This is a genomic window from Acidovorax sp. KKS102 (genome assembly GCF_000302535.1).
GTDB lineage: Bacteria > Pseudomonadota > Gammaproteobacteria > Burkholderiales > Burkholderiaceae_C > Acidovorax.
In genome coordinates this window covers 4,984,506-5,009,129 of sequence record NC_018708.1, presented here as the reverse complement: position 1 = coordinate 5,009,129, position 24,624 = coordinate 4,984,506, and the positions used below count along the sequence as shown (strand labels likewise).

At 65.9% G+C, this 24,624-nt stretch carries 22 protein-coding genes; 17 read left to right on the top strand and 5 right to left on the bottom strand.

Annotated features, from left to right (window positions below; translation table 11 throughout):
• The first annotated feature begins 60 nt into the window (after positions 1-60).
• Positions 61-690: a response regulator transcription factor gene (locus C380_RS23045; RefSeq protein WP_015016249.1), complete on the top strand. Its 630-nt coding sequence runs from the start codon at positions 61-63 to the stop codon at positions 688-690.
• A 35-nt stretch (positions 691-725) separates the two neighbouring features.
• On the opposite strand, the gene C380_RS23040 is transcribed toward C380_RS23045, so the two are convergent.
• Both C380_RS23040 and C380_RS25385 read right to left on the bottom strand, forming a co-directional pair.
• Positions 726-1,376 carry an OmpA family protein gene (locus tag C380_RS23040; protein ID WP_015016248.1) on the bottom strand — a complete coding sequence of 217 codons (651 nt, stop codon included), beginning with the start codon at positions 1,374-1,376 and terminating at the stop codon, positions 726-728.
• A gap of 204 nt (positions 1,377-1,580) precedes the next feature.
• On the bottom strand, positions 1,581-1,727 hold the full coding sequence (locus C380_RS25385) for a hypothetical protein (RefSeq protein WP_015016247.1): 147 nt from the start codon (positions 1,725-1,727) through the stop codon (positions 1,581-1,583).
• On the opposite strand from C380_RS25385, the gene C380_RS23035 reads away from it, so the two are divergent.
• Positions 1,660-2,883, top strand: coding sequence for a murein transglycosylase A (locus C380_RS23035; protein ID WP_015016246.1), 1,224 nt, complete (start codon positions 1,660-1,662; stop codon positions 2,881-2,883). The genes C380_RS25385 and C380_RS23035 overlap by 68 nt on opposite strands.
• Before the next feature lie 80 nt (positions 2,884-2,963).
• Here C380_RS23035 and C380_RS23030 read toward each other — a convergent pair whose 3' ends face one another.
• The gene (locus C380_RS23030) at positions 2,964-3,446 is read right to left on the bottom strand and encodes an Lrp/AsnC family transcriptional regulator (RefSeq protein ID WP_015016245.1); all 483 of its coding nucleotides are present in this window, start codon (positions 3,444-3,446) and stop codon (positions 2,964-2,966) included.
• A 188-nt stretch (positions 3,447-3,634) separates the two neighbouring features.
• On the opposite strand from C380_RS23030, the gene C380_RS23025 reads away from it, so the two are divergent.
• From C380_RS23025 to C380_RS23005, 5 genes are all read left to right on the top strand, one after another.
• Positions 3,635-7,204 (top strand): indolepyruvate ferredoxin oxidoreductase family protein, encoded by a 3,570-nt coding sequence (locus C380_RS23025; RefSeq protein WP_015016244.1) that lies wholly within the window; start codon positions 3,635-3,637, stop codon positions 7,202-7,204.
• A 300-nt stretch (positions 7,205-7,504) separates the two neighbouring features.
• Complete coding sequence (yajC, locus tag C380_RS23020) at positions 7,505-7,840, top strand: preprotein translocase subunit YajC (RefSeq protein WP_015016243.1); 336 nt, start codon at positions 7,505-7,507, stop codon at positions 7,838-7,840.
• A gap of 105 nt (positions 7,841-7,945) precedes the next feature.
• Positions 7,946-9,829: a protein translocase subunit SecD gene (gene secD / locus C380_RS23015; protein WP_015016242.1), complete on the top strand. Its 1,884-nt coding sequence runs from the start codon at positions 7,946-7,948 to the stop codon at positions 9,827-9,829.
• Positions 9,830-9,921: 92 nt separating this feature from the next.
• A complete protein-coding gene (secF, locus tag C380_RS23010) occupies positions 9,922-10,872 on the top strand; it encodes a protein translocase subunit SecF (protein ID WP_015016241.1) in 951 nt (316 codons plus the stop codon).
• Between the two features lie 17 nt (positions 10,873-10,889).
• Entirely contained in the window at positions 10,890-13,289 is a 2,400-nt protein-coding gene (locus C380_RS23005; RefSeq protein WP_015016240.1) for a DUF1631 domain-containing protein, read from the top strand.
• A 124-nt stretch (positions 13,290-13,413) separates the two neighbouring features.
• Here C380_RS23005 and dprA read toward each other — a convergent pair whose 3' ends face one another.
• Both dprA and C380_RS22995 read right to left on the bottom strand, forming a co-directional pair.
• Complete coding sequence (gene dprA / locus C380_RS23000; RefSeq protein ID WP_015016239.1) at positions 13,414-14,580, bottom strand: DNA-processing protein DprA; 1,167 nt, start codon at positions 14,578-14,580, stop codon at positions 13,414-13,416.
• A 79-nt stretch (positions 14,581-14,659) separates the two neighbouring features.
• Positions 14,660-15,862 (bottom strand): LysM peptidoglycan-binding domain-containing protein, encoded by a 1,203-nt coding sequence (locus C380_RS22995; RefSeq protein WP_015016238.1) that lies wholly within the window; start codon positions 15,860-15,862, stop codon positions 14,660-14,662.
• A 199-nt stretch (positions 15,863-16,061) separates the two neighbouring features.
• Here C380_RS22995 and def point away from each other — a divergent pair, with 199 nt between their 5' ends.
• From def to C380_RS22945, 10 genes are all read left to right on the top strand, one after another.
• Positions 16,062-16,571 carry a peptide deformylase gene (gene def / locus C380_RS22990; protein WP_015016237.1) on the top strand — a complete coding sequence of 170 codons (510 nt, stop codon included), beginning with the start codon at positions 16,062-16,064 and terminating at the stop codon, positions 16,569-16,571.
• Positions 16,568-17,077 carry a hypothetical protein gene (locus tag C380_RS22985; RefSeq protein WP_015016236.1) on the top strand — a complete coding sequence of 170 codons (510 nt, stop codon included), beginning with the start codon at positions 16,568-16,570 and terminating at the stop codon, positions 17,075-17,077. Before def ends, C380_RS22985 begins: the two co-directional genes overlap by 4 nt.
• 63 nt (positions 17,078-17,140) lie before the next feature.
• A complete protein-coding gene (gene fmt / locus C380_RS22980) occupies positions 17,141-18,115 on the top strand; it encodes a methionyl-tRNA formyltransferase (RefSeq protein WP_015016235.1) in 975 nt (324 codons plus the stop codon).
• Entirely contained in the window at positions 18,112-18,936 is an 825-nt protein-coding gene (locus C380_RS22975; protein WP_015016234.1) for an AzlC family ABC transporter permease, read from the top strand. Before fmt ends, C380_RS22975 begins: the two co-directional genes overlap by 4 nt.
• Positions 18,933-19,268, top strand: coding sequence for an AzlD domain-containing protein (locus C380_RS22970; protein WP_015016233.1), 336 nt, complete (start codon positions 18,933-18,935; stop codon positions 19,266-19,268). Before C380_RS22975 ends, C380_RS22970 begins: the two co-directional genes overlap by 4 nt.
• A gap of 83 nt (positions 19,269-19,351) precedes the next feature.
• Complete coding sequence (locus C380_RS22965) at positions 19,352-20,548, top strand: phosphoglycerate kinase (RefSeq protein WP_015016232.1); 1,197 nt, start codon at positions 19,352-19,354, stop codon at positions 20,546-20,548.
• 116 nt (positions 20,549-20,664) lie between these two features.
• On the top strand, positions 20,665-21,489 hold the full coding sequence (gene pyrF / locus C380_RS22960) for an orotidine-5'-phosphate decarboxylase (RefSeq protein ID WP_015016231.1): 825 nt from the start codon (positions 20,665-20,667) through the stop codon (positions 21,487-21,489).
• 107 nt (positions 21,490-21,596) lie between these two features.
• Positions 21,597-22,493 (top strand): LysR family transcriptional regulator, encoded by an 897-nt coding sequence (locus C380_RS22955; protein ID WP_015016230.1) that lies wholly within the window; start codon positions 21,597-21,599, stop codon positions 22,491-22,493.
• 166 nt (positions 22,494-22,659) lie between these two features.
• The gene (locus C380_RS22950; RefSeq protein WP_015016229.1) at positions 22,660-23,634 is read left to right on the top strand and encodes a tripartite tricarboxylate transporter substrate binding protein; all 975 of its coding nucleotides are present in this window, start codon (positions 22,660-22,662) and stop codon (positions 23,632-23,634) included.
• Positions 23,631-24,623: a succinylglutamate desuccinylase/aspartoacylase family protein gene (locus tag C380_RS22945; protein ID WP_015016228.1), complete on the top strand. Its 993-nt coding sequence runs from the start codon at positions 23,631-23,633 to the stop codon at positions 24,621-24,623. The genes C380_RS22950 and C380_RS22945 overlap by 4 nt, the downstream gene beginning before the upstream one ends.
• Position 24,624 lies beyond the last annotated feature (1 nt).

The window sequence follows — 24,624 nt, the reverse complement described above, 5'->3', positions numbered from 1 at the left end:
GCCCTGGCGGTTTCATCGTGTGCGCGTGACAGATATTGCAATGGACCACTGAACTGATTTATGGAGCCCATCACCAACGCCACCGTGTACATCGTGGACGATGACGCCAGCGTGCGCGAGGCGCTGGCCTGGCTGCTGCGCTCGCGCAGGTTGCCCAGCGAGTCTTTTGATTCGGCCGAGGCCTTCGATGCCATGCTGCAAAAGCGGCCGCCCCAGCGCCAGCCCTGTTGCCTGCTGCTGGATGTGCGCATGCCTGGCATGAGTGGGCTGGCACTTTTTGACGTGCTGGCCGCGCGCGGCGACTTGGCCACCATGCCGGTGATCTTTCTCACCGGCCATGCGGACGTACCCACCGCCGTGGACACCGTCAAGCGGGGGGCGTTCGATTTTTGCGAGAAGCCGTTCTCCGACAACGCGCTGGTGGACCGCATTGAACAGGCGCTATCCCAATCGTCCGAGCGGCTGGCCCAGGTGCGCGAGCGCAGCGACCTGCAAGTGCGGCTGAGCGAGCTGACCGAGCGGGAGCGCGACGTGATGTACCTGGTGGTCGCCGGTCTTCCCAACAAGCTCATCGCTGACCAGCTCGATATCAGCGTGCGCACGGTCGAGGTTCACCGCTCACGGGTGTTCGACAAGATGCAGGTCAAGTCCGCCGTGGAACTGGCGAACCTGCTGCGTGCGGGGCAGTGAGCCCGTCCCTTTGGCGAGGTTTGGTACCGGGCTGATCAACCCCGTGGTCGCTCGCCCACAAAAATCTCGACCCGCCGGTTGCGCGCACGGCCTTCTGCAGTGTCGTTGGTGGCAATGGGGTAGCGCTCGCCCATGCCTTCGATCACGATGCGGCGGCCGTCCACGCCGCGTGCCGTGAGGTAGCTGCGGGTGCTAGCAGCGCGGTCCATCGACAGCGGGTTGTTGATGGCGTCGCTGCCGGTGCTGTCCGTGTGCCCCACGATGCGCACGTCGGTGTTGGGGTTGTTGCGCAGGCCGGCAGCAAACTGGTCCAGCACCGGCGCGAAGTTGGGCTGGATGTCCGAACGGCCCACAGCAAAAGAAATATCGCTGGGGATATTGAGCTTGAGCTGGTTGTCCGCCGTCTGCGTCACGGCGATGCCGGTGCCTTGGGTGGCTTGTTCCATTTCGCGCTTCTGGCGCTCCATGTTCTGAGACCAGATGTAGGTGCCCAGTGCCCCGACCCCGGCACCCACCACGGCGCCCGTCCCGGCACTGCCGCCAGTGGCCGAGCCGATCACCGCGCCCGCCAGGGCGCCGATGCCGGCGCCTGTGGCCGTGCGGCGTTGTGTGTCGTCCATGTTGGCGCATCCGGTGACGAGAACGATGGCGGCGGCCGCGCCGAGAAGTTGAATGTGTGTGCGCATGTGTGTGCTCCTTGAAGGTCGGTGACGCCGGGTGGGCGGGCTTCGCGCCCGCAGCCTTGTCGGGGTTTTGCCCTGTTCCGCGCATCGGCGCGGTGTCATCACCCGGCTCACGCTATCGTCGGGCCCAGGGTGCGCTTGCACCATCAGCCCGCTGGCCCATCGCTTGTAGGACGGGGCCGTCTTCGCTGGGGGCTCAGCGGCGGCTCAAGGCGATGGGGGCGGCTGCTTATCGTCGTCCGAGGGCTGCGGAGCCCGGAGTTCGCCCCCCTTGCGGCCCGAGAACATGGTCCACCACACGATGGCCACCAGGACCACCAGCGCCAGCAGCGCTTCAAGCAAAATCAGCCCCATGAAATTGACACTCCTGCGCGTTGCATTGACCGCGCTGATTGTAGGAACGCTGGCTGCCTGCTCCACGCCCCCTGCCCCCGTCCCCGCACGGCCTGGGGGCACTCCCGCGCCGCTGCCGCCCAGCGCGGTGGTCCTGCCGGGGGACACGGGCCCCCTGCCACCGCCCATGGCGCAGCCCAAAAGCCGATGGATTCCGGTGCGCTGGGCCGAGCTGCCGGGCTTTACCGCAGATGCGCTGCACGAAGCTTGGAACGCGTGGATCAAGAGCTGCGAGCGGCCGCAGCCTCCTTTCACGGCGCTGTGCAGTGAGGTGCGGCAACTCAGCATTGCCACGGCCGATGAGCAGCGCGCCTGGCTCATTGCGCGCCTGCAGCCCTACCGCGTCGAGGCCACCGATGGCAATCCGGATGGCCTGCTGACGGCGTATTACGAGCCCATGATGGATGCGGCCCGCCAGCCCGGCAATGGGTTCACGGTGCCGATCTACCGGGTGCCCGCCAGCCTCGGGGCGCGCAAGCCCTGGTACACGCGCCAGCAGATCGACACCCTGCCCGAGGCCCAGGCCGCGCTTGCGGGCCGGGCCATTGCGTGGCTGCGTGATCCCATCGAGTCCATGGTGCTGCACATCCAGGGATCGGGCCGTCTGCGCATCACCGAGCCCGATGGCTCGGTCTCGCTGGTGCGGGTAGCCTACGCAGGCACCAATGACCAGCCTTACCAGAGTGTGGGCCGCTGGCTGCTGGACCAGGGCCTGACGCGCGATGCGACGTGGCCCGGCATCCGCGCCTGGGTGGCTGCCAACCCCCAGCGCACCAATGAGCTGCTGTGGAGCAATCCCCGCTACGTGTTCTTCCGCGAAGAACCCCTGAACCCGCTGGACGCGGGTTTTGGCCCGCGCGGCGCGCAGGGCGTGCCCTTGACGCCGGGCCGATCGATTGCGGTGGACCGGCAGAGCATTCCCTACGGCACCCCCGTGTGGCTGGCCTCGTCCGGCCCGCAGGTGCAGCTCAACCGCCTGGTGCTGGCGCAGGATACGGGCAGTGCCATCCTCGGCGCGGTGCGTGCGGACTATTTCACCGGCTGGGGACCGGAGGCGGGCGACATCGCAGGTCGGCTCAAGCAGAACCTGCGCTTGTGGGCGTTGTGGCCGCGCTGACTGCGAGGCGGTTTCGGCGCGGCACCGCCGCTGCCATGGGCGTGTGCTGAGCGCGCCAGGTGATCCGGCGCGCAGGCCGCTCAGCGAGGGCGGCTCAGGTGCGTCAGCGGCAGCGCCCCGCTGGCCTTGACCTCGCCCAGTGAGAAGCTGGTGTGCATGTCTTTCACATTGGGCAGGTTCAGCAGCACGTCGCGCGCAAATTGCGAAAAGCTGTCCAGGTCGCGTGCCACCACCTGCAGCTCGAACGTGCCGGTGCCGCTGATGTAGTGGCAGGACACCACTTCCGGGATCTGGCGGATGGCTTCCTCCATCTTGCGCGTGAGGTTGCCGGTGCTGCGGTCCGCATCGAGCCGCACAAAGGCCAACACCCCGAGGCCGATCTTGTGCCGGTCGATCTCGGCGCGGTAGCCCTTGATGAAGCCCTGCTCCTCCAGCGCCCGCACGCGGCGCCAGCAGGGGGCGGCCGACAGTCCCACCCGCTGGGCCAACTCGGCATTCGTCAGTCGGGCGTCAGCCTGCAGCTCGTTGAGGATGGCGATATCGAATTTGTCGAGAGTGTTCACAAATCGGCTGAAAAGAGAAAGATCCTTTCTCAGAATAGCCTAAACACGGCACAGAACGCAAAGACATATCAGCGGCGCAGACATACACTTACCCGCAGATTAGTGCCGCAGCCCTAAACGGGCTGCATGGTGCTCCCCCAGCGTGCCCACAAGGCGCGGACCCCACAAAAGCCACTGGAGACATAGCCATGAACGCCCCCCTGCCCGAGTCCATCCGCAAAGCGCTAGAGACGGTCACTCTGGACGACAAATACACCCTGGGCGAAGGCCGCGCCTTCATGAGCGGTGTGCAAGCCCTGGTGCGCCTGCCCATGCTGCAGCGCCAGCGCGATGCGGCGGCGGGGCTCAACACGGCGGGTTTCATCAGCGGCTACCGGGGCTCGCCCCTGGGCACATATGACCAGGCGCTGTGGGCAGCCAAGAAGCACCTGGCGGGCAACAACATCGTCTTCCAGCCCGGCGTGAATGAAGAGCTGGGCGCCACGGCCGTCTGGGGCACGCAGCAGCTGGACCTGTACCCCCAAAGTAAGAAGTTCGATGGCGTGTTCGGCATCTGGTATGGCAAGGGCCCGGGTGTGGACCGCTGCTCCGACGTGTTCAAGCACGCCAACATGGCGGGTACCGCCAAGCATGGCGGCGTGATCGCCATTGCGGGCGACGACCACATCAGCAAGAGCAGCACGGCCGCGCACCAGAGCGACCACATCTTCAAGGCCTGCGGCACGCCGGTGTTCTTCCCGAGCAGCGTGCAGGAAATTTTGGACATGGGCCTGCACGCGTTTGCCATGAGCCGCTTCTCCGGCGTGTGGTCGGGCATGAAGACCATCCAGGAGGTGGTGGAGTCGTCCAGCAGCATCAATATCGACCCCGACCGGGTCAAGATCATCCTGCCCGACGACTTCGTGATGCCGCCCGGCGGCCTGCACATCCGCTGGCCCGACGCACCGCTGGAGCAGGAAGCGCGCCTCATGGACTACAAGTGGTACGCGGCCCTGGCGTACATCCGCGCCAACAAGCTCAACTACAACGTCATCGAAGGCAAACAAGATCGCTTCGGCATCATCGCCAGCGGCAAGGCCTACAACGACACCCGGCAGGCGCTGGTAGACCTGGGCTTGGATGACGACACCTGCCGCCAGCTGGGCATCCGCGTGCACAAGGTCAATGTGGTGTGGCCGCTCGAAGCCACCATCACCCGCGACTTTGCGCAAGGCCTGCAAGAGATTCTGGTGGTGGAAGAAAAACGCCAGGTCATCGAATACCAGCTCAAGGAAGAGCTGTACAACTGGCGCCCCGATGTGCGTCCCAACGTGCTGGGCAAGTTCGACGAGCCGGAGGGCGACGCCACGGGCGGCGAATGGAGCATGCCGAACCCCAGCCAGAACTGGCTGCTGCGCGCCAAGGCCGACCTCACGCCCGCCATCATCGCCAAGGCGATTGCCAAGCGCCTGAAGAAGCTGGGCGTTCCCTCTGACATCGTGGCCCGCATGGAAGCGCGCCTGGCCATCATCGAGGCCAGCGAGCGCGCGATGACGGAGCTGAAGGTGGACACGGGCGAACGCGCCCCGTGGTTCTGCAGCGGCTGCCCCCACAACACCAGCACCCGCGTGCCCGAAGGCTCGCGCGCTGTGGCGGGCATTGGCTGCCACTACATGGTCAACTGGATGCCCGACCGCCGCACCAGCACCTTCACGCAGATGGGTGGCGAGGGCGTGACCTGGGTCGGTCAGCAGCCCTTTACCACCGACGCGCACATCTTTGCCAACCTGGGCGACGGCACCTACTTCCACAGCGGCCTGCTGGCCATCCGCCAGAGCATTGCGGCGGGGGTGAACATCACCTACAAGGTGCTCTACAACGATGCGGTGGCCATGACCGGTGGCCAGCAGGTGGGCGAGCGGCCCGAGGGCCACAGCGTGCTGCAGATCATGAACAGCCTGAAGGCCGAAGGCGTGGCCAAGCTGGTGATCGTGACGGACGAGCCGCACAAGTACGACGGCGTCGCGCTGGCCGACGGCGTGACGGTGCACCACCGCGACGAGCTGGACACCATCCAGCGCCAGTTCCGCGAGATCAAGGGCTGCACGGCCATCATTTACGACCAGACCTGTGCGACGGAAAAACGCCGCCGTCGCAAGCGCGGCAAGCTGGCCACGCCCGACAAGACCGTGGTGATCAACGAGTTGGTGTGCGAGGGCTGCGGCGACTGCTCGACCAAGTCGAACTGCCTGAGCGTGGAGCCGGTGGAGACGGAATTCGGCCGCAAGCGCCGCATCAACCAGAGCACCTGCAACAAGGACTACTCGTGCGTCAACGGCTTCTGCCCCAGCTTTGTAACGGTGGAAGGCGGCCAGCTGAAAAAGCCCAAGAAGGAAAAGAAGGGCGACCTGTCGGCGCTGCCGTCCATTCCTGAGCCTGTGCTGCCTGTGGCCGAAACCGCCTGGGGCATCGTGGTGGGGGGCGTGGGCGGCACGGGCGTGATCACCATCGGCTCGCTGCTGGGCATGGCCGCGCACCTGGACGGCAAGGGCGTCATCACGCAGGACGCCGGCGGCCTGGCACAAAAGGGCGGCGCCACCTGGAGCCACATCCAGATCGCCAACCGGCCCGACGCCATCTACACCACCAAGGTCGATACCGCCAAGGCCGACCTGGTGATCGGCTGCGATTCCATCGTGGCTGCGCACAAGTACACCCTGGCCGTCATGCAGCCCGGCCGCACTTTTGTGGCGCTGAACACGCACGGCACGCCCACGGCGGCGTTTGTGAACAACCCCGACTGGCAGTTCCCCGGCGGCAACTGCGATGCGGCCATCAGCGCGGCCGTGGGCGCAGGCGGTGTGGGCAGCTTTGATGCCGAGCAGGTGGCCACCCAGTTGCTGGGCGACAGCATCTACACCAACCCGCTGATGCTGGGCTACGCCTGGCAAAAGGGCCGCGTGCCGCTCACCTACGCATCGCTGATGCGCGCCATGGAATTGAACGGCGTGCAGGTCGAGAACAACAAGGCCGCCTTTGAATGGGGCCGCCGCTGCGCGCACGACCTCGCGGCCGTGCAGGCGCTGTTCCAGGCCGCGCAAGTGATTCAGTTCGTCAAGAAGCCTTCGCTGGCCGAGATGGTGGCCAAGCGTGTGGAGTTCCTGACCGGTTACCAGAACGCGGCCTACGCCTCTGAGTACCAGGCCTTCGTCGAAAAGGTGAAGGCAGCGGAAGCGAAGCTGGGCACCAGCACGAAGTTGTCCGAGGCCGTGGCCCGCTACCTGTTCAAGCTCATGGCCTACAAGGACGAGTACGAGGTGGCGCGCCTGCATACCGACAAGGCCTTCACGGACAAGATCGCCAACATGTTTGAAGGCGACTACAAGCTGGTGCACCACCTGGCACCACCCTTGACCGCCAAGAAGAACGCCAAGGGCGAGCTGGTCAAGCAGCCGTTCGGCCCCTGGATGCGCAGCGCCTTCGGCGTGCTGGCCAAGATGAAGGGGCTGCGCGGCACGGCGCTGGACATTTTCGGCAAGACCGAGGAGCGCCGCATGGAGCGCGCACTGATCGCCGAATACCGCGCCTGCATCGACGAACTGCTGGCCCGCCTGAGCGCCGACAACCTGGCCCTGGCGGTGGAAATTGCCCGCATCCCCGAAGAGATCCGGGGTTATGGCCACGTGAAGGAGCGGCACCTGAAGGCAGCGCGTCCCAAGTGGGACGGCCTGATGGCCCAGTGGCGCGCAGGCGCCCCGGTCCAGCGTCAGGTCGCCTGATCGGTCCTTCTGCCGTCAGTATCTCCCACAAAAGCCCGCACCTGTGCGGGCTTTTGCTATTAATAGTGTAGCTATCGAGGCATGAATCCCTAGCGCATCAGCCGTTTTTGGCTTGTATTTCCGTGGGCGAGCCCTTGCGGGCCCTGCTGGCGGCAAACACCCGCTGCATGCTTGGGTCTTCCCCCTTGGGCGGCGCCCGAAGCGCCGCATACAATGCCCTGTTCTGCCCTCGGTGGGCGCTTTGGCGCTTGGTGTGGGCGGGTTGTGTGAATTTTGACCATCCGTTGTGGAGTCCAGTCCGTGTTTATTTCTTCCGCTTTCGCCCAAACCGCACCTGCCGCAGCCGCTGGCGGCGGTGACATCATGTCCTCCCTGACCGGCATGCTGCCCCTGGTGCTCATGTTTGTGGTGCTGTACTTCGTCATGATCCGCCCCCAGATGAAGCGCCAGAAAGAACACCGCGCCATGATCGACGCCATCGCCAAGGGCGATGAAGTGGCTACCGCCGGTGGCATCGTCGGCAAGGTCACGCGCCTGTCCGAAGGTTTCCTGCACATCGAGATCGCCAGCGGCGTGGAAGTGCAAATGCAGCGCAGCGCTGTGGTGCAGGTGTTGCCCAAGGGCTCCGTCAAGTAATCCGTGAACATCCCCTGAGGCGCTGCGCGCCCCGGCTGGGCCGGGCGCGGGGGCAGGGGGCGCTGGCGCGTAGGGCGTCAGCACAACCGAGGTGAGAGCGCGATCATGAACCGTTATCCGGTCTGGAAGTACGCGATCCTGGTGATCGTGCTGCTGGTAGGGGCCTTGTACACCCTGCCCAATTTCTTTGGCGAGGCGCCTGCCGTGCAGGTGTCGTCGGCCAAGGCCACCATCAAGGTGGACACCGCCGTGCAGCAGCGGGTGGAAGAAGCCCTCAAGGCCGCCGGCGTGACGCCCGACTTTGTGGCGCTGGAGGGCAACTCGGTGCGCGCGCGTTTTGACACGCCCGACACCCAGCTCAAGGCGAAGGACGCCATCCAGAAGGCGCTGGTGCCCGACGCCAACGACCCGTCCTACATCGTGGCCCTCAACCTGGTGTCGCGCTCGCCGTTGTGGCTCAAGGCCCTGCACGCCAATCCGATGTACCTGGGGCTGGACCTGCGCGGCGGCGTGCACTTCATGCTGCAGGTGGACATGCAGGCGGCGCTGACCAAGAAGGCGGAGTCCTATGCGGGTGACATCCGCACCGCACTGCGCGACAAGAACATCCGCCATGGCGGCATCAGCCGCGACGGCCAATCCATCGACATCAAGGTGCGCGATGAAGCCACGGCCACGGCCGCGCGCAACCTGATCGCCGACCAGTTCGCCGATCTGCAGGTCACTACCACGCCCGAAGGCACCGAATTCAAGCTGCGTGCATCGATCAAGCCCGAAGCCACGCGCCGGGTGCAGGAGCAGGCGCTCAAGCAGAACATGGTCACGCTGCACAATCGCATTAACGAGCTGGGCGTGGCCGAGCCCGTGATCCAGCAGCAGGGCCTGGACCGCATCGTGGTGCAGCTGCCCGGCGTGCAGGACACCGCCAAGGCCAAGGACATCCTGGGCCGCACGGCCACGCTGGAAGTGCGCATGGTGGACGAAGGCACCGAAGCTCGCTCGGCAGAGACAGGCCGTGGCCCCGTGCCCTTCGGCTCCGAGCGCTACCTGGAACGCAACGGCCAGCCCGTCATCGTCAAGAAGCAGGTCATCCTGACCGGCGAAAACCTGACCGATGCGCAGCCGGGCTTTGACGGCCAGACCCAAGAGCCCACCGTCAATCTGACGCTGGACGCCAAGGGCTCCCGCATCTTCAAGGACATCACGCGCGAAAACGTGGGCAAGCGCATGGCCATCGTGCTGTTCGAAAAGGGCAAGGGCGAGGTGGTTACGGCACCTGTGATCCGCTCCGAAATCGGTGGCGGCCGCGTGCAGATCTCGGGCCGCATGACCACGGCCGAGGCCAATGACACCGCCCTGCTGCTGCGCGCCGGCTCGCTGGCCGCGCCCATGGAAATCATCGAGGAATACACCATCGGCCCGAGCCTGGGCGCCGACAACATCGAGCGCGGCATCCACAGCGTGGTCTGGGGCATGGTGGCCATTGCAGTGTTCATGTGCATCTACTACGCACTGTTCGGCATTTTCTCCACCGTCTCGCTGGCGGTGAACGTGCTGCTGCTGCTGGCCATCTTGTCCATGCTGCAGGCCACGCTGACCTTGCCCGGCATTGCGGCCATGGCGCTGGCGCTGGGTGTGGCCATCGACTCCAACGTGCTGATCAACGAGCGCATCCGCGAGGAATTGCGCGCCGGGGTATCGCCCCAGGCAGCCATCCACGCGGGGTACGAGCGTGCCTGGGCCACCATCCTGGACTCGAACGTGACCACCCTGATTGCGGGCCTGGCGCTGCTGGCCTTCGGCTCTGGCCCGGTGCGCGGCTTTGCGGTGGTGCACTGCATCGGCATCCTGACCAGCATGTTCTCGGCCGTGTTCTTCTCACGGGGTCTCGTGAACCTGTGGTACGGCCGCAAGAAGAAGCTCAAGAGCGTCGCCATCGGTCAGGTGTGGAAGCCTGAGCCCGACAGCGCTGTGGCCAAGACGAACTGAAGGAGGAAGACCATGGAATTCGTAGTTCCAGCATCACGTGCGCGTTGCGCACATGAGCTTTCTCTGAAAACTCCAACGAAGGAATAGGAATCATGGAGTTTTTCCGTATCCGCAAAGACATCCCTTTCATGAAGCACGCGTTGGTCTTCAACGCGATCTCCTTCATCACCTTTGCCCTGGCGGTGTTCTTCCTGCTCACGCGTGGCCTGCACCTGTCGGTGGAGTTCACGGGCGGCACCGTGATGGAAGTGGCCTACAGCCAGCCCGCCGAACTGGCCAAGGTCCGCGACACCGTGTCTGCTCTGGGTTACCCCGACGTGCAGGTGCAGAACTTTGGCACCTCGCGCGACGTGATGATCCGCCTGCCCGTGCAAAAGGGCGTGACGTCCGCGCAGCAAAGCGAGCAGGTGCTGGGCGCCCTGAAAGCGGCAGACCCTGAAGTCACTCTGCGCCGTACCGAGTTTGTGGGCCCGCAGGTGGGCGAGGAACTGGTGCACGGCGGCCTGATGGCCCTGGCCATGGTGGTCGTGGGCATCGTGATTTACCTGGCCTTCCGCTTCGAGTGGAAGTTCGGCGTGGCGGCCATCATCGCCAACCTGCACGACGTGGTGATCATCCTGGGCTTCTTTGCGTTCTTCCAGTGGGAGTTCTCGCTGTCGGTGCTCGCGGGCGTGCTCGCGGTGCTGGGCTACTCGGTGAACGAATCGGTCGTGATCTTCGACCGGATCCGCGAGGCCTTCCGCAAGTACCGCAAGATGACCACCCACGAAGTCATCGACCACGCCATCACCAGCACGATGAGCCGCACGATCATCACCCACGCCTCCACCGAGGCCATGGTGCTGTCGATGTTCTTCTTCGGTGGCCCGAGCTTGCACTACTTTGCATTGGCGCTGACGATCGGTATCCTGTTCGGTATCTATTCCTCGGTGTTCGTGGCGGCGGCCATTGCCATGTGGCTGGGGGTCAAGCGCGAAGACCTTGTCAAGCCCGCCAAAAAGGAAGGGGATCCCAACGATCCCCAAGCCGGAGCTACCGTTTGACCCGCTAATATCTGTTCATGCACACCACGCCCCCTTCTGTTCCGCAACGTCGCCTGGCCCGCCAGGCGCGCCAGCGGTTCGTAGAGGGGATCTGTGGTGGGCTGGCGGACCTCGACAAGACGGTCCAGGACTTCCTTACCGCATTGATGAACCAGACGGGCACCGCCCGTGAAATGCAGTCTCGCCGGGATGCGTGGCTGCAGTACCAGCAAAAACATGCCGCGTGGACAGAGCGCACCGGCAAGGCCTGGCAAGAGGCCCTGGCTCCCCATGTGAGTTCTACACGCGGCCAGCTGGCAGCCGGCGGCGGCGGGGGGCTCAGTCAGTTTGAGCTGCTCAGCGACGATGTGGTGGAGAACAAGATCCTCGCCTCGCGCATGGCGCTCACTGTGAACGAGCAGGTCAGCCATCAGTTTGATACCTTGCGCCAGCGCACCCAGTCGCTGGAAGGGCAGGAGCTGGACAGCAGCGATATTCTCCGACCCGATACGGTATGCCTGCTGCTGGTGGAGCAATGGGTGGAGGCGGGCCTGCCCCGCACGGACCTGCAGACCGTGGTGGACCCCCTGCAGCGCGAACTGGCGAACCTGCTGCAAAAGCACTACCAGGCGGTCAACGTGTTCTACGTGGAGCAGGGCATCACGCCGCAGACCGATCTCAAATCCAAGGTGCGTCGCACCCAGGGCGGCACTGCCACGGGCAGTGGCGGGGGCGATTCGGGCTCAGGAGGACTTGCTTCGCAGGCCCTGGCGCAGACCCGCCAGGCCATGATGGCCGCGCGGGGAGGGATGCAACCGCCTGGCATGCCCGCCGCAGGCCGGCCGATGGGCCCTCCGGGCGCACAGATGCCGCCCCCCGGGTATGGCGGCTACCCCCGGCCACAACACGGAATGCCCACGGCCTTTGCCACAGGCATGACGCCCCTGGCCCGCGCACGCCAGCGCGCGCAGGGTGTGATGGGGCAGCTGCGGCGCCTGCTCACGCAGCCCGCCACGGGCTTTGACATGGTGAATGCGCCCCCTGCGTCGGCGGCACTGGCCCATGCACTCACGGCGCACCGCGTGAATGCGGACACCTACTACAGCGGCGTCGCCACCCTGATGGAAGACTACAGCCCTGCCGCCGTGGTCCAGTTGGTGGGCGCCGTGCGGGAGCGCTCCACCGAACTCAAGAAGAAAGCGACCACTTCCGGCGAAAAGGCCATCATTGAGGTGGTGGCCCTGATGTTCCAGAGCATCCTCGCCGAAGACCGGATACCGCCTGCCGTACGAGTGTGGTTTGCCCGGCTGCAGGTGCCGGTGTTGCGTGTGGCCTTGGCCGAGCCCGAATTCTTCAGCAACCTCGACCATCCTGCGCGCAAGCTGATCGACCGCATGGGGGCCTGTGTGCTTGGTTTTGACGCAACCACCATCAATGGAAGCGCGCTGGAGGCCGAGATTCGCCGCGTGGTGCAGGTGATCGAGCAGTACCCCGAGACCGGACGCCGCGTCTTTCAGCTGGTCTATGACGAGTTCGAGAAATTCCTCGCCAAGTTCCTGACCGAAAAGCAGGTGACCTCGCGCCTGGTGAGCGTCGCCCAGCAGGTCGAGCAGCGGGAAACGCTGGCGATCCAGTACACCATCGAGCTGCGCACCATGTTGCGCGACATGCCGGTGCGCGACGAGATCCGCGAGTTCCTGTTCAAGACCTGGGCCGAGGTGCTCGCGCTGTCGGCCGTGCGCGATGGCCCCCAACATGCCGACACGGTGGCCTTCAAGCGTACGGCAGCAGACCTCGTCTGGGCCGCCAGCGCCAAGCCCAACCGCAGCGATCGGGCCCAAGTCATCCAGAACCTTCCGGCGCTGCTGCAGCGCCTGCGGCAGGGCCTGTCCCTGCTGGGGGTGAATGGCGAGGCGCAGGATGCGCAGGTCAAGGTGTTGACGGACACCCTGGCCGATGCCTTCCTGTCCAAGACCGCATCCATCCCGCAGGCCCACATCGACGCCATGGCCAAGCGCCTGGCCAACCTGGAAGACTTCATCAGTGACGCCACGCTGGGCGACATGCCGCTCAACGCGGACAACATCGAGATGATGCTGGGCATCGACGCCTCGTCCATCCACGTGATTGCCGACAACGGCGCTCCGGTGGACGATGCGATGGTGGCCTGGGCGCAAGACCTGCAGCCGGGTACCTGGTACACCCTGGACCACAACGGTGCATCGGCTCAGGTGCAATACGCTTGGCAAAGTCAGCGCAAGCAGTTGCATCTTTTTGCCGCCGTGGATGGCAGCAGCTACCTGATTCAGTTGCGCCGCCTGGCCGCGTACCTGCAGGCCGGTCTGCTGGTGGCGCAGGATGAGGAAGGCCTCACCTTGCGCGCCACGCGCGATGCCCTGGCTAAGCTGGATGCCAACCCGGAACGATTGCTGGACTGAGCCCTGCAGGCAGGTGCTTGGAGCCTGCTGACGATCTCGCTGGGGATCGCGTGGGAGCGCAACCGGGATGTGCGCCGGCATCGTTTGCGCCGGTTTGGCTGCCGGTGATCCCGGGCCCGATCGGTTAGCCCCGGCCGACCCGCTGGAACAAGCCGCCGGGCAACCGTGCAATGCGACCGTCGAGCTCCAGTTCCAGCAGGGACACCTGCAACGTCGATGCGTCCATGCCCGTGCGGGCGATCAGAGCATCCAGCCCCATGGGGTCATAGCCCAAGGCGGCCAGCACGGGGTCTTCTGTCTCATCCGATGCGGCCGCTCCCGGGGCGTTTACGCCTTCGTGGGGTAGACCGGGCACGGTGGTGGCGGGGATTTTGAGCTCTTCCAGCACGTCCTGGGCCGACTCCACCAGCTTGGCGCCTTGACGGATCAGCGCATGGCAGCCGCGCGACTGTGGTGCGTGGATGGAGCCTGGGATGGCGAACACTTCGCGACCCTGTTCGGCGGCCATGCGGGCAGTGATCAGGGAGCCCGATGCCAGGGCGGCTTCCACCACCAGTGTGCCCTGCGAGAGGCCCGAAATGATGCGGTTGCGTTTGGGGAAATTGCCAGGCAGCGGTGGCGTGCCCAGGGGATACTCGCTAACGATCAGTCCGTGTGCGGCAATGCGATGGGCCAAGTCCAGGTTCTTGCGCGGATACACGCGGTCAAGCCCGGTGCCCACCACGGCGATGGTGGCCGCCATGGTGCCAGCGCTGGTCGCCGCTTCCAGTGCCCCTTCATGCGCCGCTGCATCCACCCCCAGGGCCAGCCCCGACACGATGGTCAAGCCGGCGCCACACAACGCGCGGGCGAAAAGGCGGGCGTTTTCTGCGCCCTGGGCCGTGGGGTTGCGGCTGCCAACCACAGAGAGGCAGCGGTCACTGGGAAAGGGCTGGTGCTGCAGCAGCGATGCCGGGCCCATGAGGTACAGCAGCAGCGGCGGGTCTTCCGTGTCCAGCAGGGCCTGAGGATAGCGCAGGTCGCCCAGGCTCACGATGGCGTGTGCCGGCCCTTGTGGCGCAGCGTTGGCAAGCCATTGGGCGGTGGTCTGCCACAGGGCTTCCCAACCCTTCGGAATCTCGCGCAACGCCTTGGCCTGCGCGGCGGGCACGCAGAGCTGCAGCGCGGCTTCAGTCTGCTGAAAGATGGATTGCGGTAATCCAAACCGTGCCAAGAGGCGCCGTGCAGCACCGTTGCCGATGCCCGGCGTCAAGGTCAGCCGCAGCCAGGCGCCGAGCTCGTCGTGGTCCATGGATGCCAGTACGGCGCGGCAACGTGACTACCGCAGCGCAGGAGCCCCGCGCGGCGATACGTGCTGCCGGCCCTCCGCGTTACTTGGGGTTGACCAAACGGTCGCCGACGCGCACGCCGTTGCGGATTTCCAGCAGCAGCACATAGGACACGCGCTCGAAGGTGCGGAACACCATGGCGGTGCCGTTGACTTCACTGGGCAGCTTGACCATCGCCTTGTTGCTGTCGGTCATGTCCTTGATACGGTCGCCCTTGGTGAGCAGGCTGAGCACATGGCCGGGCTCCAGTCCGTCCTGCGAACCCATGTTGATGGCCACTACCTGATTCTGGGCCGCGTAGGCCACCGCCGAGCTGCCATAGATGGACACCACTCGGGCATCCACTTCCATCTCGGGGGCGCGGGGGGTATAGCTCAGGAACGGACGAGCAGGTGCGGGCAGCAGGCGGTCGCCCGCGCGGACTTCCTCCTTGGTGGCTGACAGATCCACGGTGGCGGGGATGTATTCCGCTGTGTATCCACCCTTGCCGTTTGGAATTTCTTCGAACGACTCGCCACGCACCAGCTCCGCCTTGCCCAGGTACTGGGCTTCGTATCCCAGCACTTCGGCCGTGACGGGATCCTTGAGCGCCACGGCATTGCGGAACACACGGTAGTACCGGGGTTCGCCCGCCTCTGCCAGCATGGGCGACGCGGCGTCTCCGCGCACATAAACGCGGTCACCTGCCGCCATCAGCACGCGCTCTTCCGTGGTCGCGATCACGCGTGGGGCGCTCAGCAGCACTTGTTCGTCCACCACGAGCGGCTCGACCAGGAACGGCTCAATGAGGTGCTGCTTAAGTGTGGGCAGCGCGGAATCGGCCAGACTGTCGCTGCGCGTGCGGGGCGAGATGCGCACGGTTTCGGGTTCGTTCGAGCGGCTGGTGCTCAGGCGGGCGTAGCCGTCTTCCTTGATGAGGTAAAGGGTCTGGCCCGGGAAGATCAGGTGCGGGTTGGGGATGGCCTTGAGGTTCATGCCCCAGAGCTCGGGCCAACGCCAGGGGCGCTTGAGGTACATGCCCGAAATGCCCCAGAGCGTGTCGCCCCGCTTGACGGTGTAGGTGTCGGGGGCGTTGGGGGCCAGCTCTTCCAGGGGCACTCCCCGCTCGGACACCTGCTGCGCGGTGGCGCGCTGGCCGCTGGAGATGGGGTAGTTCTGCGCCTGGGCCGGCATGACCAGCAGGGCGCCAGCAATGATGGTGAGCGCGCCCAGGGCGGTCCGCCGCACGCTGGTGAATGCCGTCATGTTGTTCCTTTTCTCATGCATTGGGAAACGCCCCCTCGCTGGCACCTCGGCGCACAAAGCAGGCGTGCGGCCGGGCAAATACGTTACAAAGCTTCTTAGATTCTCTGCTCAAGCCCTTGATTCGGCAACGATTATTGGCTCGCAGGGCGGCAGTAGGCCGCAAAAGTGGCGAAAATAGCGACATCTCTTACCTGCAGCCATGGCAATCCTTCCCATTCTCTGTTACCCGGACCCCCGGCTTCACAAGGTCGCCCGCCCCGTCCAGGCGGTGGACGACCGCATCCGCACGCTGGTGGCCGACATGCTGGCCACGATGTACGACGCGCACGGCATTGGCCTGGCGGCCACCCAGGTGGACGTGCATGAGCGGCTGGTGGTCATCGACGTGTCGGAGGAGCGCGATCAGCCCCTGGTGCTGATCAACCCCGAGCTGGTCTGGACCAGCGCCGAAAAGCACCTGAACGAAGAAGGCTGCCTGTCGGTGCCTGGCATTTATGACGGGGTGGAGCGATTTAATGCCGTGCATGTGCGGGCGCTGGACGCCCAGGGCCAGTCCCGCGTGATCGAGGCCGATGGCCTGCTGGCGGTCTGTATCCAGCATGAGATGGACCACCTCATGGGCAAGGTGTTTGTGGAATACCTATCCCCCCTCAAGCGCAACCGCATCAAGACCAAGATGGTCAAGCAGCAGCGGGAGGCGCGCGGGTGAAGCGCGCAGCGCTCTGCGTCCGCCGGGGCGTCAGAGTGCTGGCGCTGGGTGCGCTGGTTGGTCTGTTGGTGGCCTGCGCGCTGCCGGCCCACGAGCAGCCGGGCGCATTGCGGGCCGAAGTGGTCGCCCGCCTGGGCGCGCCCACGGCCACGATTGCGCTGCCCTCTGGCGAGCGCTTGCTGTATTCGGAACTGCCCGCCGGGTTTGCTGCCTACAACCTCGACTTTGACGCCAGCGGCCGGCTGGTGCGCAACGAGCAGGTGCTCACGCAGCAGCGGTTCGAGAACCTGCCTATTGGCACCTGGACCCGCGCCGACCTGCAAAACACCTTCGGAATGCCCTTGCGGATCGAGCAGGTGGCGCGCTTTGATGGGGATATCTGGACCTACCGCTTCCGGCAGAACTCGGACCTGCGTCAGGCCCATGTGCACCTGGACCGCCAAGGGGTGGTGCGCCAGGTGCTGTTCACCGACGAGCTGCCGAATTTTGACAACGCGCGCGATTGACGGGATGGGCGCCCCGCCGGGCCACCGCGTCCCGCGCCCACCTGAGCCAACATCCGTTTTCCAATGAGAGTCATTTTTGCCGGAACCCCCGAATTTGCCCGTGTGGCCCTCGAGCGGCTGCTGTCCGCAGGCTTCACCGTTCCCTTGGTGCTGACGCAACCGGACCGCCCTGCAGGCCGTGGCATGAAGCTGCAGGCGTCGCCTGTCAAACAATGCGCGCTGGAGCATGGCATTGCCGTCGCCCAGCCCCGCAGCCTGCGCCTGGATGGCAAGTACCCCGACGATGCCGCCGCTGCGCGCGAAGCGCTGCTGGCCGCGCAGGCCGATGTGATGGTCGTGGCCGCCTACGGACTGATCCTGCCGGAGTGGACCCTGGATCTGCCCCGTCTGGGCTGCCTGAATATCCACGCGAGCCTGCTGCCGCGCTGGCGTGGCGCCGCCCCCATCCACCGCGCCATCGAGGCAGGCGATGCGGAAACGGGCGTCACCATCATGCAGATGGACGCCGGGCTGGACACGGGCGACATGCTGCTCACCGAGCGCCTGCCCATCGCCCCGAGCGACACCACGGCCACCTTGCACGACCGCTTGGCCACGCTGGGCGGACGCATGATCGTCGAGGCCCTGGAGCTGGCCGCCTGTGGGGGCCTCACTGCCGTGCCGCAACCGGCGGACGGTATCACTTATGCCCACAAGATCGAAAAGGCCGAGAGCACCATCGACTGGACACTGCCCGCCGCAGTCATTGGCCAGCGCATTCGCGCGTTCGATCCCTTCCCCGGGGCCAGTACCGAATGCAAGGGCGAGACGATCAAAATCTGGAGCTATGTAATTGATAGCATTCAAGGCATATCCGACCAGCGCCCCGGGCAGATTTTGGCTGCAGATGGCGCCGGAGTGACTGTCGCATGCGGTAGCGGCACGGCCTTGCGCCTGACCACGTTGCAGCGGGCGGGTGGCAAGCGGCTGGCGGCGGCTGATTTCTTGCGCGGCTTTGACCTGCAGCCGGGCATGGTGCTGGGCGCCAACCCTGCATGAGCGTGTCTGCTGCCCTGGGCCGGACACTGCGCCACCCCTCCTTCCGCATAGCTGCCATCGACATGGCGGGCACGTCGCTGGGCATCGCCGCCTGGGGGTTGGTCACCGGGGTGGCCATGGTCAAGAGTGGCATGTCGGTCGGCATGGCGGTGTTCATGTCGCTGCTGGTGTACGCCGGCAGCGCCCAGCTCGCTGTCATTCCGCTGCTCTCCGTGGGCGCGCCGCTGTGGGTGGTGTGGCTCACGGCCGCCTGCGTCAACCTGCGGTTTGTGATCTTCAGCAGCATGTGGCGCAGCTACTTTGCGCACCTGCCGCTGCGCCAGCGCCTAGCCGTGGGATATTTCAGCGGGGACGTGATCTACGTGGCGTTCATGAAGCGCTTCCCGGAACCCCGACCGGCGCCAGAGCAGGTGCCGTACTTCTGGGGCGCTGCCTCCACCAACTGGCTGGCATGGCAGGTGCCGTCCATCGCCGGCATCCTGCTGGCCAACGCCGTGCCCCTGTCCTGGGGGCTGGGATTTGCGGGGGTGCTGGCATTGCTGGGCGTGCTGCTGTCCCTGCTGTTTGACCGGGCCACCTGGCTCGCCACGGGCGTTGCCGCCACTGCCGCGATTGCCGCGTTTGCCTTGCCGCTCAAGCTCAACATCCTGGTGGCGCTGGCGGCCGCCGTGGCTGCGGGACTGCTGATGGAGGCGGTGGACCGCCGCCGTCGCCAGCCTGAGCTGTTGCTGGTGCCCGCCGACAGCGTCATGCCGCCGGAAGAGCGCGAGCATGTCGAGGCGGGCGACGTGGTGCCGCTGCGCGAGGAGCGCCATCCATGAGCTGGTCCTGGATCTATCCCGTGCTGGCCACTGTGGGTCTGGCAGTGATCACGGTGGTGTCGCGCTCTTTCTTCATGATCCCGGAGCGTGAGCTGCCCCTGCCCGACTGGCTCAAGCGGGGCCTTAAATATGCCCCGCTGGCCGCGCTCACCGCCGTCATCGCGCCCGAGATCCTCATGGTGCAGGGTGAGTTGATCGACACCTTCATGGACGCCCGCCTGCCGGCCGTGCTGTTCGCCAGCGCGTATTACTTCTGGCGCCGGGGCATTCTGGGCACCATTCTGGTGGGTATGGCGGTATACCTGCCACTGCACATCGGCTGGGGCTGGTAGGTACTGGTGGCGCCGGGCCGCGTCAGCATGGCCGCCTAAAATGGCGCCCCTGATCCACCGGCCCCTCCAGGAAACCTCCCTCCATGAACATCCTTCGCTTTTCCGATCTGTGCGCCCAGGGCAAGGCCCGCAACCAGCGCGTTTTCATCCGCGCCGACCTGAACGTGCCGCAAGACGATGCCGGCAACATCACCGAAGACACCCGCATCCGCGCCTCCATCCCCGCCATCCGCATGGCCCTGGACGCCGGTGCCGCTGTCATGGTGACCAGCCACCTGGGCCGCCCGACCGAAGGCGAGTTCAAGCCCGAAGATTCGTTGGCTCCCGTGGCAAAGCGCATGGCCGAGCTGATGGGCCGTGATGTTCCGCTGGTTGCCAACTGGGTGGACGGCGTGCAAGTGGCCCCCGGCCAGATCGTGCTGCTGGAAAACTGCCGCCTGAACGTGGGCGAGAAGAAGAACAAGGAAGAGCTGGCCCGCAAGATGGCCGCGCTGTGCGACATCTTCGTGAACGACGCATTTGGCACCGCCCACCGCGCCGAAGGCACCACCTATGGCATCGCCCAGTTTGCGCCCATCGCCTGCGCCGGCCCGTTGCTGTCGGCCGAGATTGATGCCCTGACCAAGGCGCTGGCCCAGCCCCAGCGCCCCCTGGCCGCCATCGTGGCGGGCTCCAAGGTGTCCACCAAGCTCACCATCCTGCAAAGCCTGGCCGACAAGGTGGACCAGCTCATCGTGGGGGGCGGCATTGCCAACACCTTCATGCTGGCGGCGGGTCTGCCCATCGGCAAGAGCCTGGCCGAGCCCGACCTGCTGGACGCCGCCAAGGCCGTGATGGCTGCCATGAAGGCGCGGGGCGCCGAGGTGCCGATTCCTACCGACGTGGTCGTGGCCAAGACCTTTGCCGCCGATGCGCCCGCTACCGTGAAGGCGGCCACCGATGTGGCGGCTGACGACATGATCCTGGACATCGGCCCCGAGACGGCGGCCCGTCTGGCCGCCCAGCTCAAGTCTGCAGGCACCATCGTCTGGAATGGCCCCGTGGGCGTGTTCGAGTTTGCCGCCTTTGAAAACGGTACCAAGCAACTCGCCAAGGCCATTGCCGAATCTTCTGCCTTCAGCATCGCGGGCGGCGGCGACACGCTGGCCGCCATTGCCAAGTACGGCATCGACAAACATGTGGGTTACATCTCCACCGGCGGCGGCGCCTTCCTGGAAGTGCTGGAAGGCAAAAAGCTGCCTGCTTTCGAGATTTTGGAAAAGCGCGCTGCGGAAGATTGAGGTACTCCATGCCTTGCTCAAGGTCACCCCAAAGGGGTGCCCTTTTTTTTGACTGCGAGAGCAACACACCGCTGCTCCACACGGTGTTTGATGCCACCCACCTAAAATCACGCCCCATGAACTTCACCGACATGCTGCGCGACGCCACGGCGCAGAACAACTCCCTGCTGTGCGTGGGCCTGGACCCCGAACCCACCCGCTTCCCTGCGGGCATGCAGGGCGACCCGCGCAAGATCTATGACTTTTGCGCCGCCATCGTGGACGCCACGGCCGACCTGGTGTGTGCCTTCAAGCCGCAGATCGCCTACTTTGCCGCGCACGGTGCCGAGGACCAGCTCGAACGCCTGATGCAGCACATGCGCGCCAACGCGCCGCAGGTGCCGGTGATCCTGGACGCCAAGCGCGGCGACATCGGCTCCACCGCCGAGCAGTACGCCAAGGAGGCCTTCGAGCGCTACGGCGCTGATGCCGTCACGCTGTCGCCCTTCATGGGCTTCGACTCCATCGAGCCCTATCTGGCGTACCACGGCAAGGGCGCGTTTTTGCTCTGCCGCACGTCCAACCCTGGTGGTGACGATCTGCAGACCCAGCGCCTGGCCAGCGTCGAGGGCCAGCCGCTCCTGTACGAACATGTGGCGCGCCTGGCGCAAGGCCCCTGGAACAAGAACGGCCAGCTCGGCCTGGTGGTGGGCGCCACCTACCCGCAAGAGATCGAGCGCGTGCGCGCCATCGCGCCCACGCTGCCGCTGCTGATCCCCGGTGTGGGCGCCCAGGGCGGTGACGCTGCCGCGACCGTGCGCGCCGGGCTGCGCAACGACGGGCCGATCATCGTGAACTCGTCGCGGGCCATTCTTTACGCGTCCAAAGGCGAGGACTTTGCTGCGGCTGCGCGTGCCGAAGCCACACGCACCCGGGGCGTGCTGGAAGCCGCACGGGGCTGAGTTCCCCATCACCCCCGACGGTCGTGCGCAGCCCCCTGACGGTGCTGGCGTGACCCTCGCGCTATAAATTGCCACCCGCCTGACAGCCGCCCCTCCAGGAGCCGACGATGCAGTTGAAATGGCTGGAAGACTTCATCGTGCTGGCGCAGGAGCGCAGCTTCACCCGTGCCGCCGAGCTGCGGCATGTCACCCACCCCGCGTTTGGCCGCCGCATCCGCGCGCTGGAGGCCTGGGCGGGCACGCCGCTGGTGGAGCGGGGCGGAGGCCCCGTCACCCTCACACCCGCCGGTCAAAGTTTTCTGGACACCGCCGGGCAAATGGTGCGCAACCTCACGCAGTCGCACGAAGAGCTGCAAAGTTTGGCCGGGCGCCAGGCCCGCACCGTGACCCTGGCCACGGGCCGCACCTTGGCGCGCACTGTGGTGGCCGACTGGCTGGTGCGCCTGCAGCCCATTTTGCAGGGCGGCGAGCTGTGCATTCGCACCCGGGCCCTGGCCGACACGGTCGGCATGCTGGAGCGCAACGAGGCCGACTTCTCGCTCGTGTACCACCACCCCACACTGGCCATCCGGCTCGATGCACGCCAGTTCACGCACCTGACGGTCGCCTCCGACCGGCTGGTGCCCGTGTCGCGTGCCACGGCACAGGGGCAGGCGCTGCACCGGTTCGGGCCCGACGCTACGCGGGTGCCCTACCTGGCCTACGCCCCCCAGCTGGCCCTGGGGCGGCTGGTGGAAGACCACCTGGCGCACAACCCCCATGCACCCCGGCTGCAGCGCGTGGTGGAGTGCGACTCGGCCGACGCCCACTACGAATACGTGCAAAAAGGTCTGGGCGTTGCCTGGCTGCCCTGGTCCATGGTGTTTGCCGACTGCAAGGCCCAGCGGCTGGCACTCGCGGGAGACGCCCGCATGGAGGTGCGTTTTGACGTGCGCCTGTACCGCCCCAAGCGCCGCTTGGGGCCGTTGGCCGAGGCGCTGTGGAAGGCACTGGCGCAGCGCTGATACGCCGACGCTGACTGAAAGTGGCCTGCGGGTTTCCCCGTGCCACGTATCTTGAATCGGCACGACATCGTGCTGTTTTAGCACCAACGCCCAGCGGCGGACTTTTCACAATCCAGTCCATACCCAACCCGCCCCACATAGTCCCTCTTTGCCAAGGAGTTCCGCCATGACCACCGTCCATCCCCTGCGCCGTGTTGCACTGCTGTGCGGCCTGGCCGTCCTTGCTGCCCCTGCCATCGCACAAGACGCCTACCCCAGCAAGCCCATCACCATCGTGGTGGGCTACCCGCCCGGCGGCAGCACTGACCTGACCGCACGCACCGTGGCCACCGAGCTGGGCAACAAGCTCGGCGTGCCAGTCGTGATCGAGAACCTGGGCGGTGCCGGTGGCGCGATCGGCGCGCAGAAGGTCGTCAACGCGGCACCCGACGGCTACACCCTGCTGGTGGGCGCCAACAACGAGATCGCCATCAACAAGCTCGTGACCAAAAAGGTCAAGTACGACATCAAGGACTTCACCGCCATCGGCCTCATTGCCTCCCAGCCGCTGGTGCTGGTGGCCTCCACCAGCGCGGGCGTCAAGAACATGGCGGAGTTCACGCAGAAGGTGTCCAAGAACCCGGGCAAGTTCAGCTACGGCAGCTCGGGCGTGGGCACGGCGCTGCACCTGGCGGGCGAGGCCGTGAAGGAGCAGGGCAAGCTGTTCATGACGCACATCCCCTACCGGGGCGTGGCACCGCTCACCAGCGACCTCATGGGCAACAACCTGGAGTACGGCGTGTTCGTGCTCTCCAGCGGCCTGCCGCACATCAAGAGCGGCAAGGTGATTGCGCTGGGCACCACCGAGGCCAAGCGCTCTGCCACCACGCCCGACATCCCCGCGCTGGCCGAGTCGCCGCAGTACAAGAACGTGGACATCAGCGTGTGGTTCGCGCTCATGGGCCCTGCCAACCTGCCCAAGCCGGTGACCGACAAGCTCAAGAAGGCGCTGTCCGACAGCCTGCAATCGCCAGACTTCCGCAAGAAGATGGAGGCCAGCGGCTCCACCGTGGCCTCGCCCACCGTGAACATCGACCAGTTCCTGGTCACGGAAGTGGCCAAGTACAAGAAGATTGTTGAATTCGCCAAGATCGAAGAATGAGCACCAGCCCCCTCTCTCCCACGTCCGTGCAACCCCTGGTGTTTGCGCTGCCTGCCCCCGACATCAGCGCCTGGCGTGCCGGCAACACCGGCACCGAAGGCGTATGGCACTTCGACTCGGGCCGGCCTGGCCGCCACGTGATGATCAGCGCCCTGGTGCATGGCAACGAGCTGTGCGGCGCCTGGGCGCTCAAAGGCCTGCTCGACGCCGGTGTGCGCCCGCAGCAGGGCACGCTCACGCTTGCGTTCTGCAACCTCGACGCCTTCGACCGGTTTGACCCCGGCAACCACGACGCCTCGCGCTTCACCGACGAAGACCTCAACCGCCAGTGGCTCGACGAGCGCATCGATGCGGCCGACACCAACGAGCGCCGCCGCGCCGCCGCGCTGCGCCCGTGGGTGGCGCAGGCCGACTGGCTGCTCGACATCCATTCCATGCACGAGCCCTCGGCGCCGCTGCTGCTCACCGGCATCCAGCCGCGCAACCTGGCGCTGGCGCGCGCCATGCGCTCGCCCGAGCACATCGTGGTGGACGCCGGCCACAAGGACGGCGTGCGCATGCGCGACTACGGCCGGTTTGGCGACCTGGACGACAACGGCACGCGCTCGCTGCTCATCGAATGTGGCTTCCATGGCGACCCGGCCAGCCGCGCTGTGGCGCAGGACCAGTGCGTGCGCTTCATCGAACAGTCTGGCGCCCTGAGCGCCGACGCACTGGCGCAGCAGCTACCCGGCTGGCGCCTGCCCGATGCACCGCGCCAGTGGGCGCTGGAGGTGACCGGCCCCGTGGTCGCCACCAGCAGCGCCTTCCGGTTTGTGGCGCCGTACACGGGCCTGGAAGTGTTCGAGAAGGCGGGCACGGTGATTGGCGACAACGACGGCGTGCCGGTGGTCACCCCGTACGACGACTGCGTGCTGGTCATGCCCTCGGTGCGCCAAGCACGTGCCGGAGTGACCGTGGTGCGCTTTGCGCGGCGCCGGTTGCTGTAGC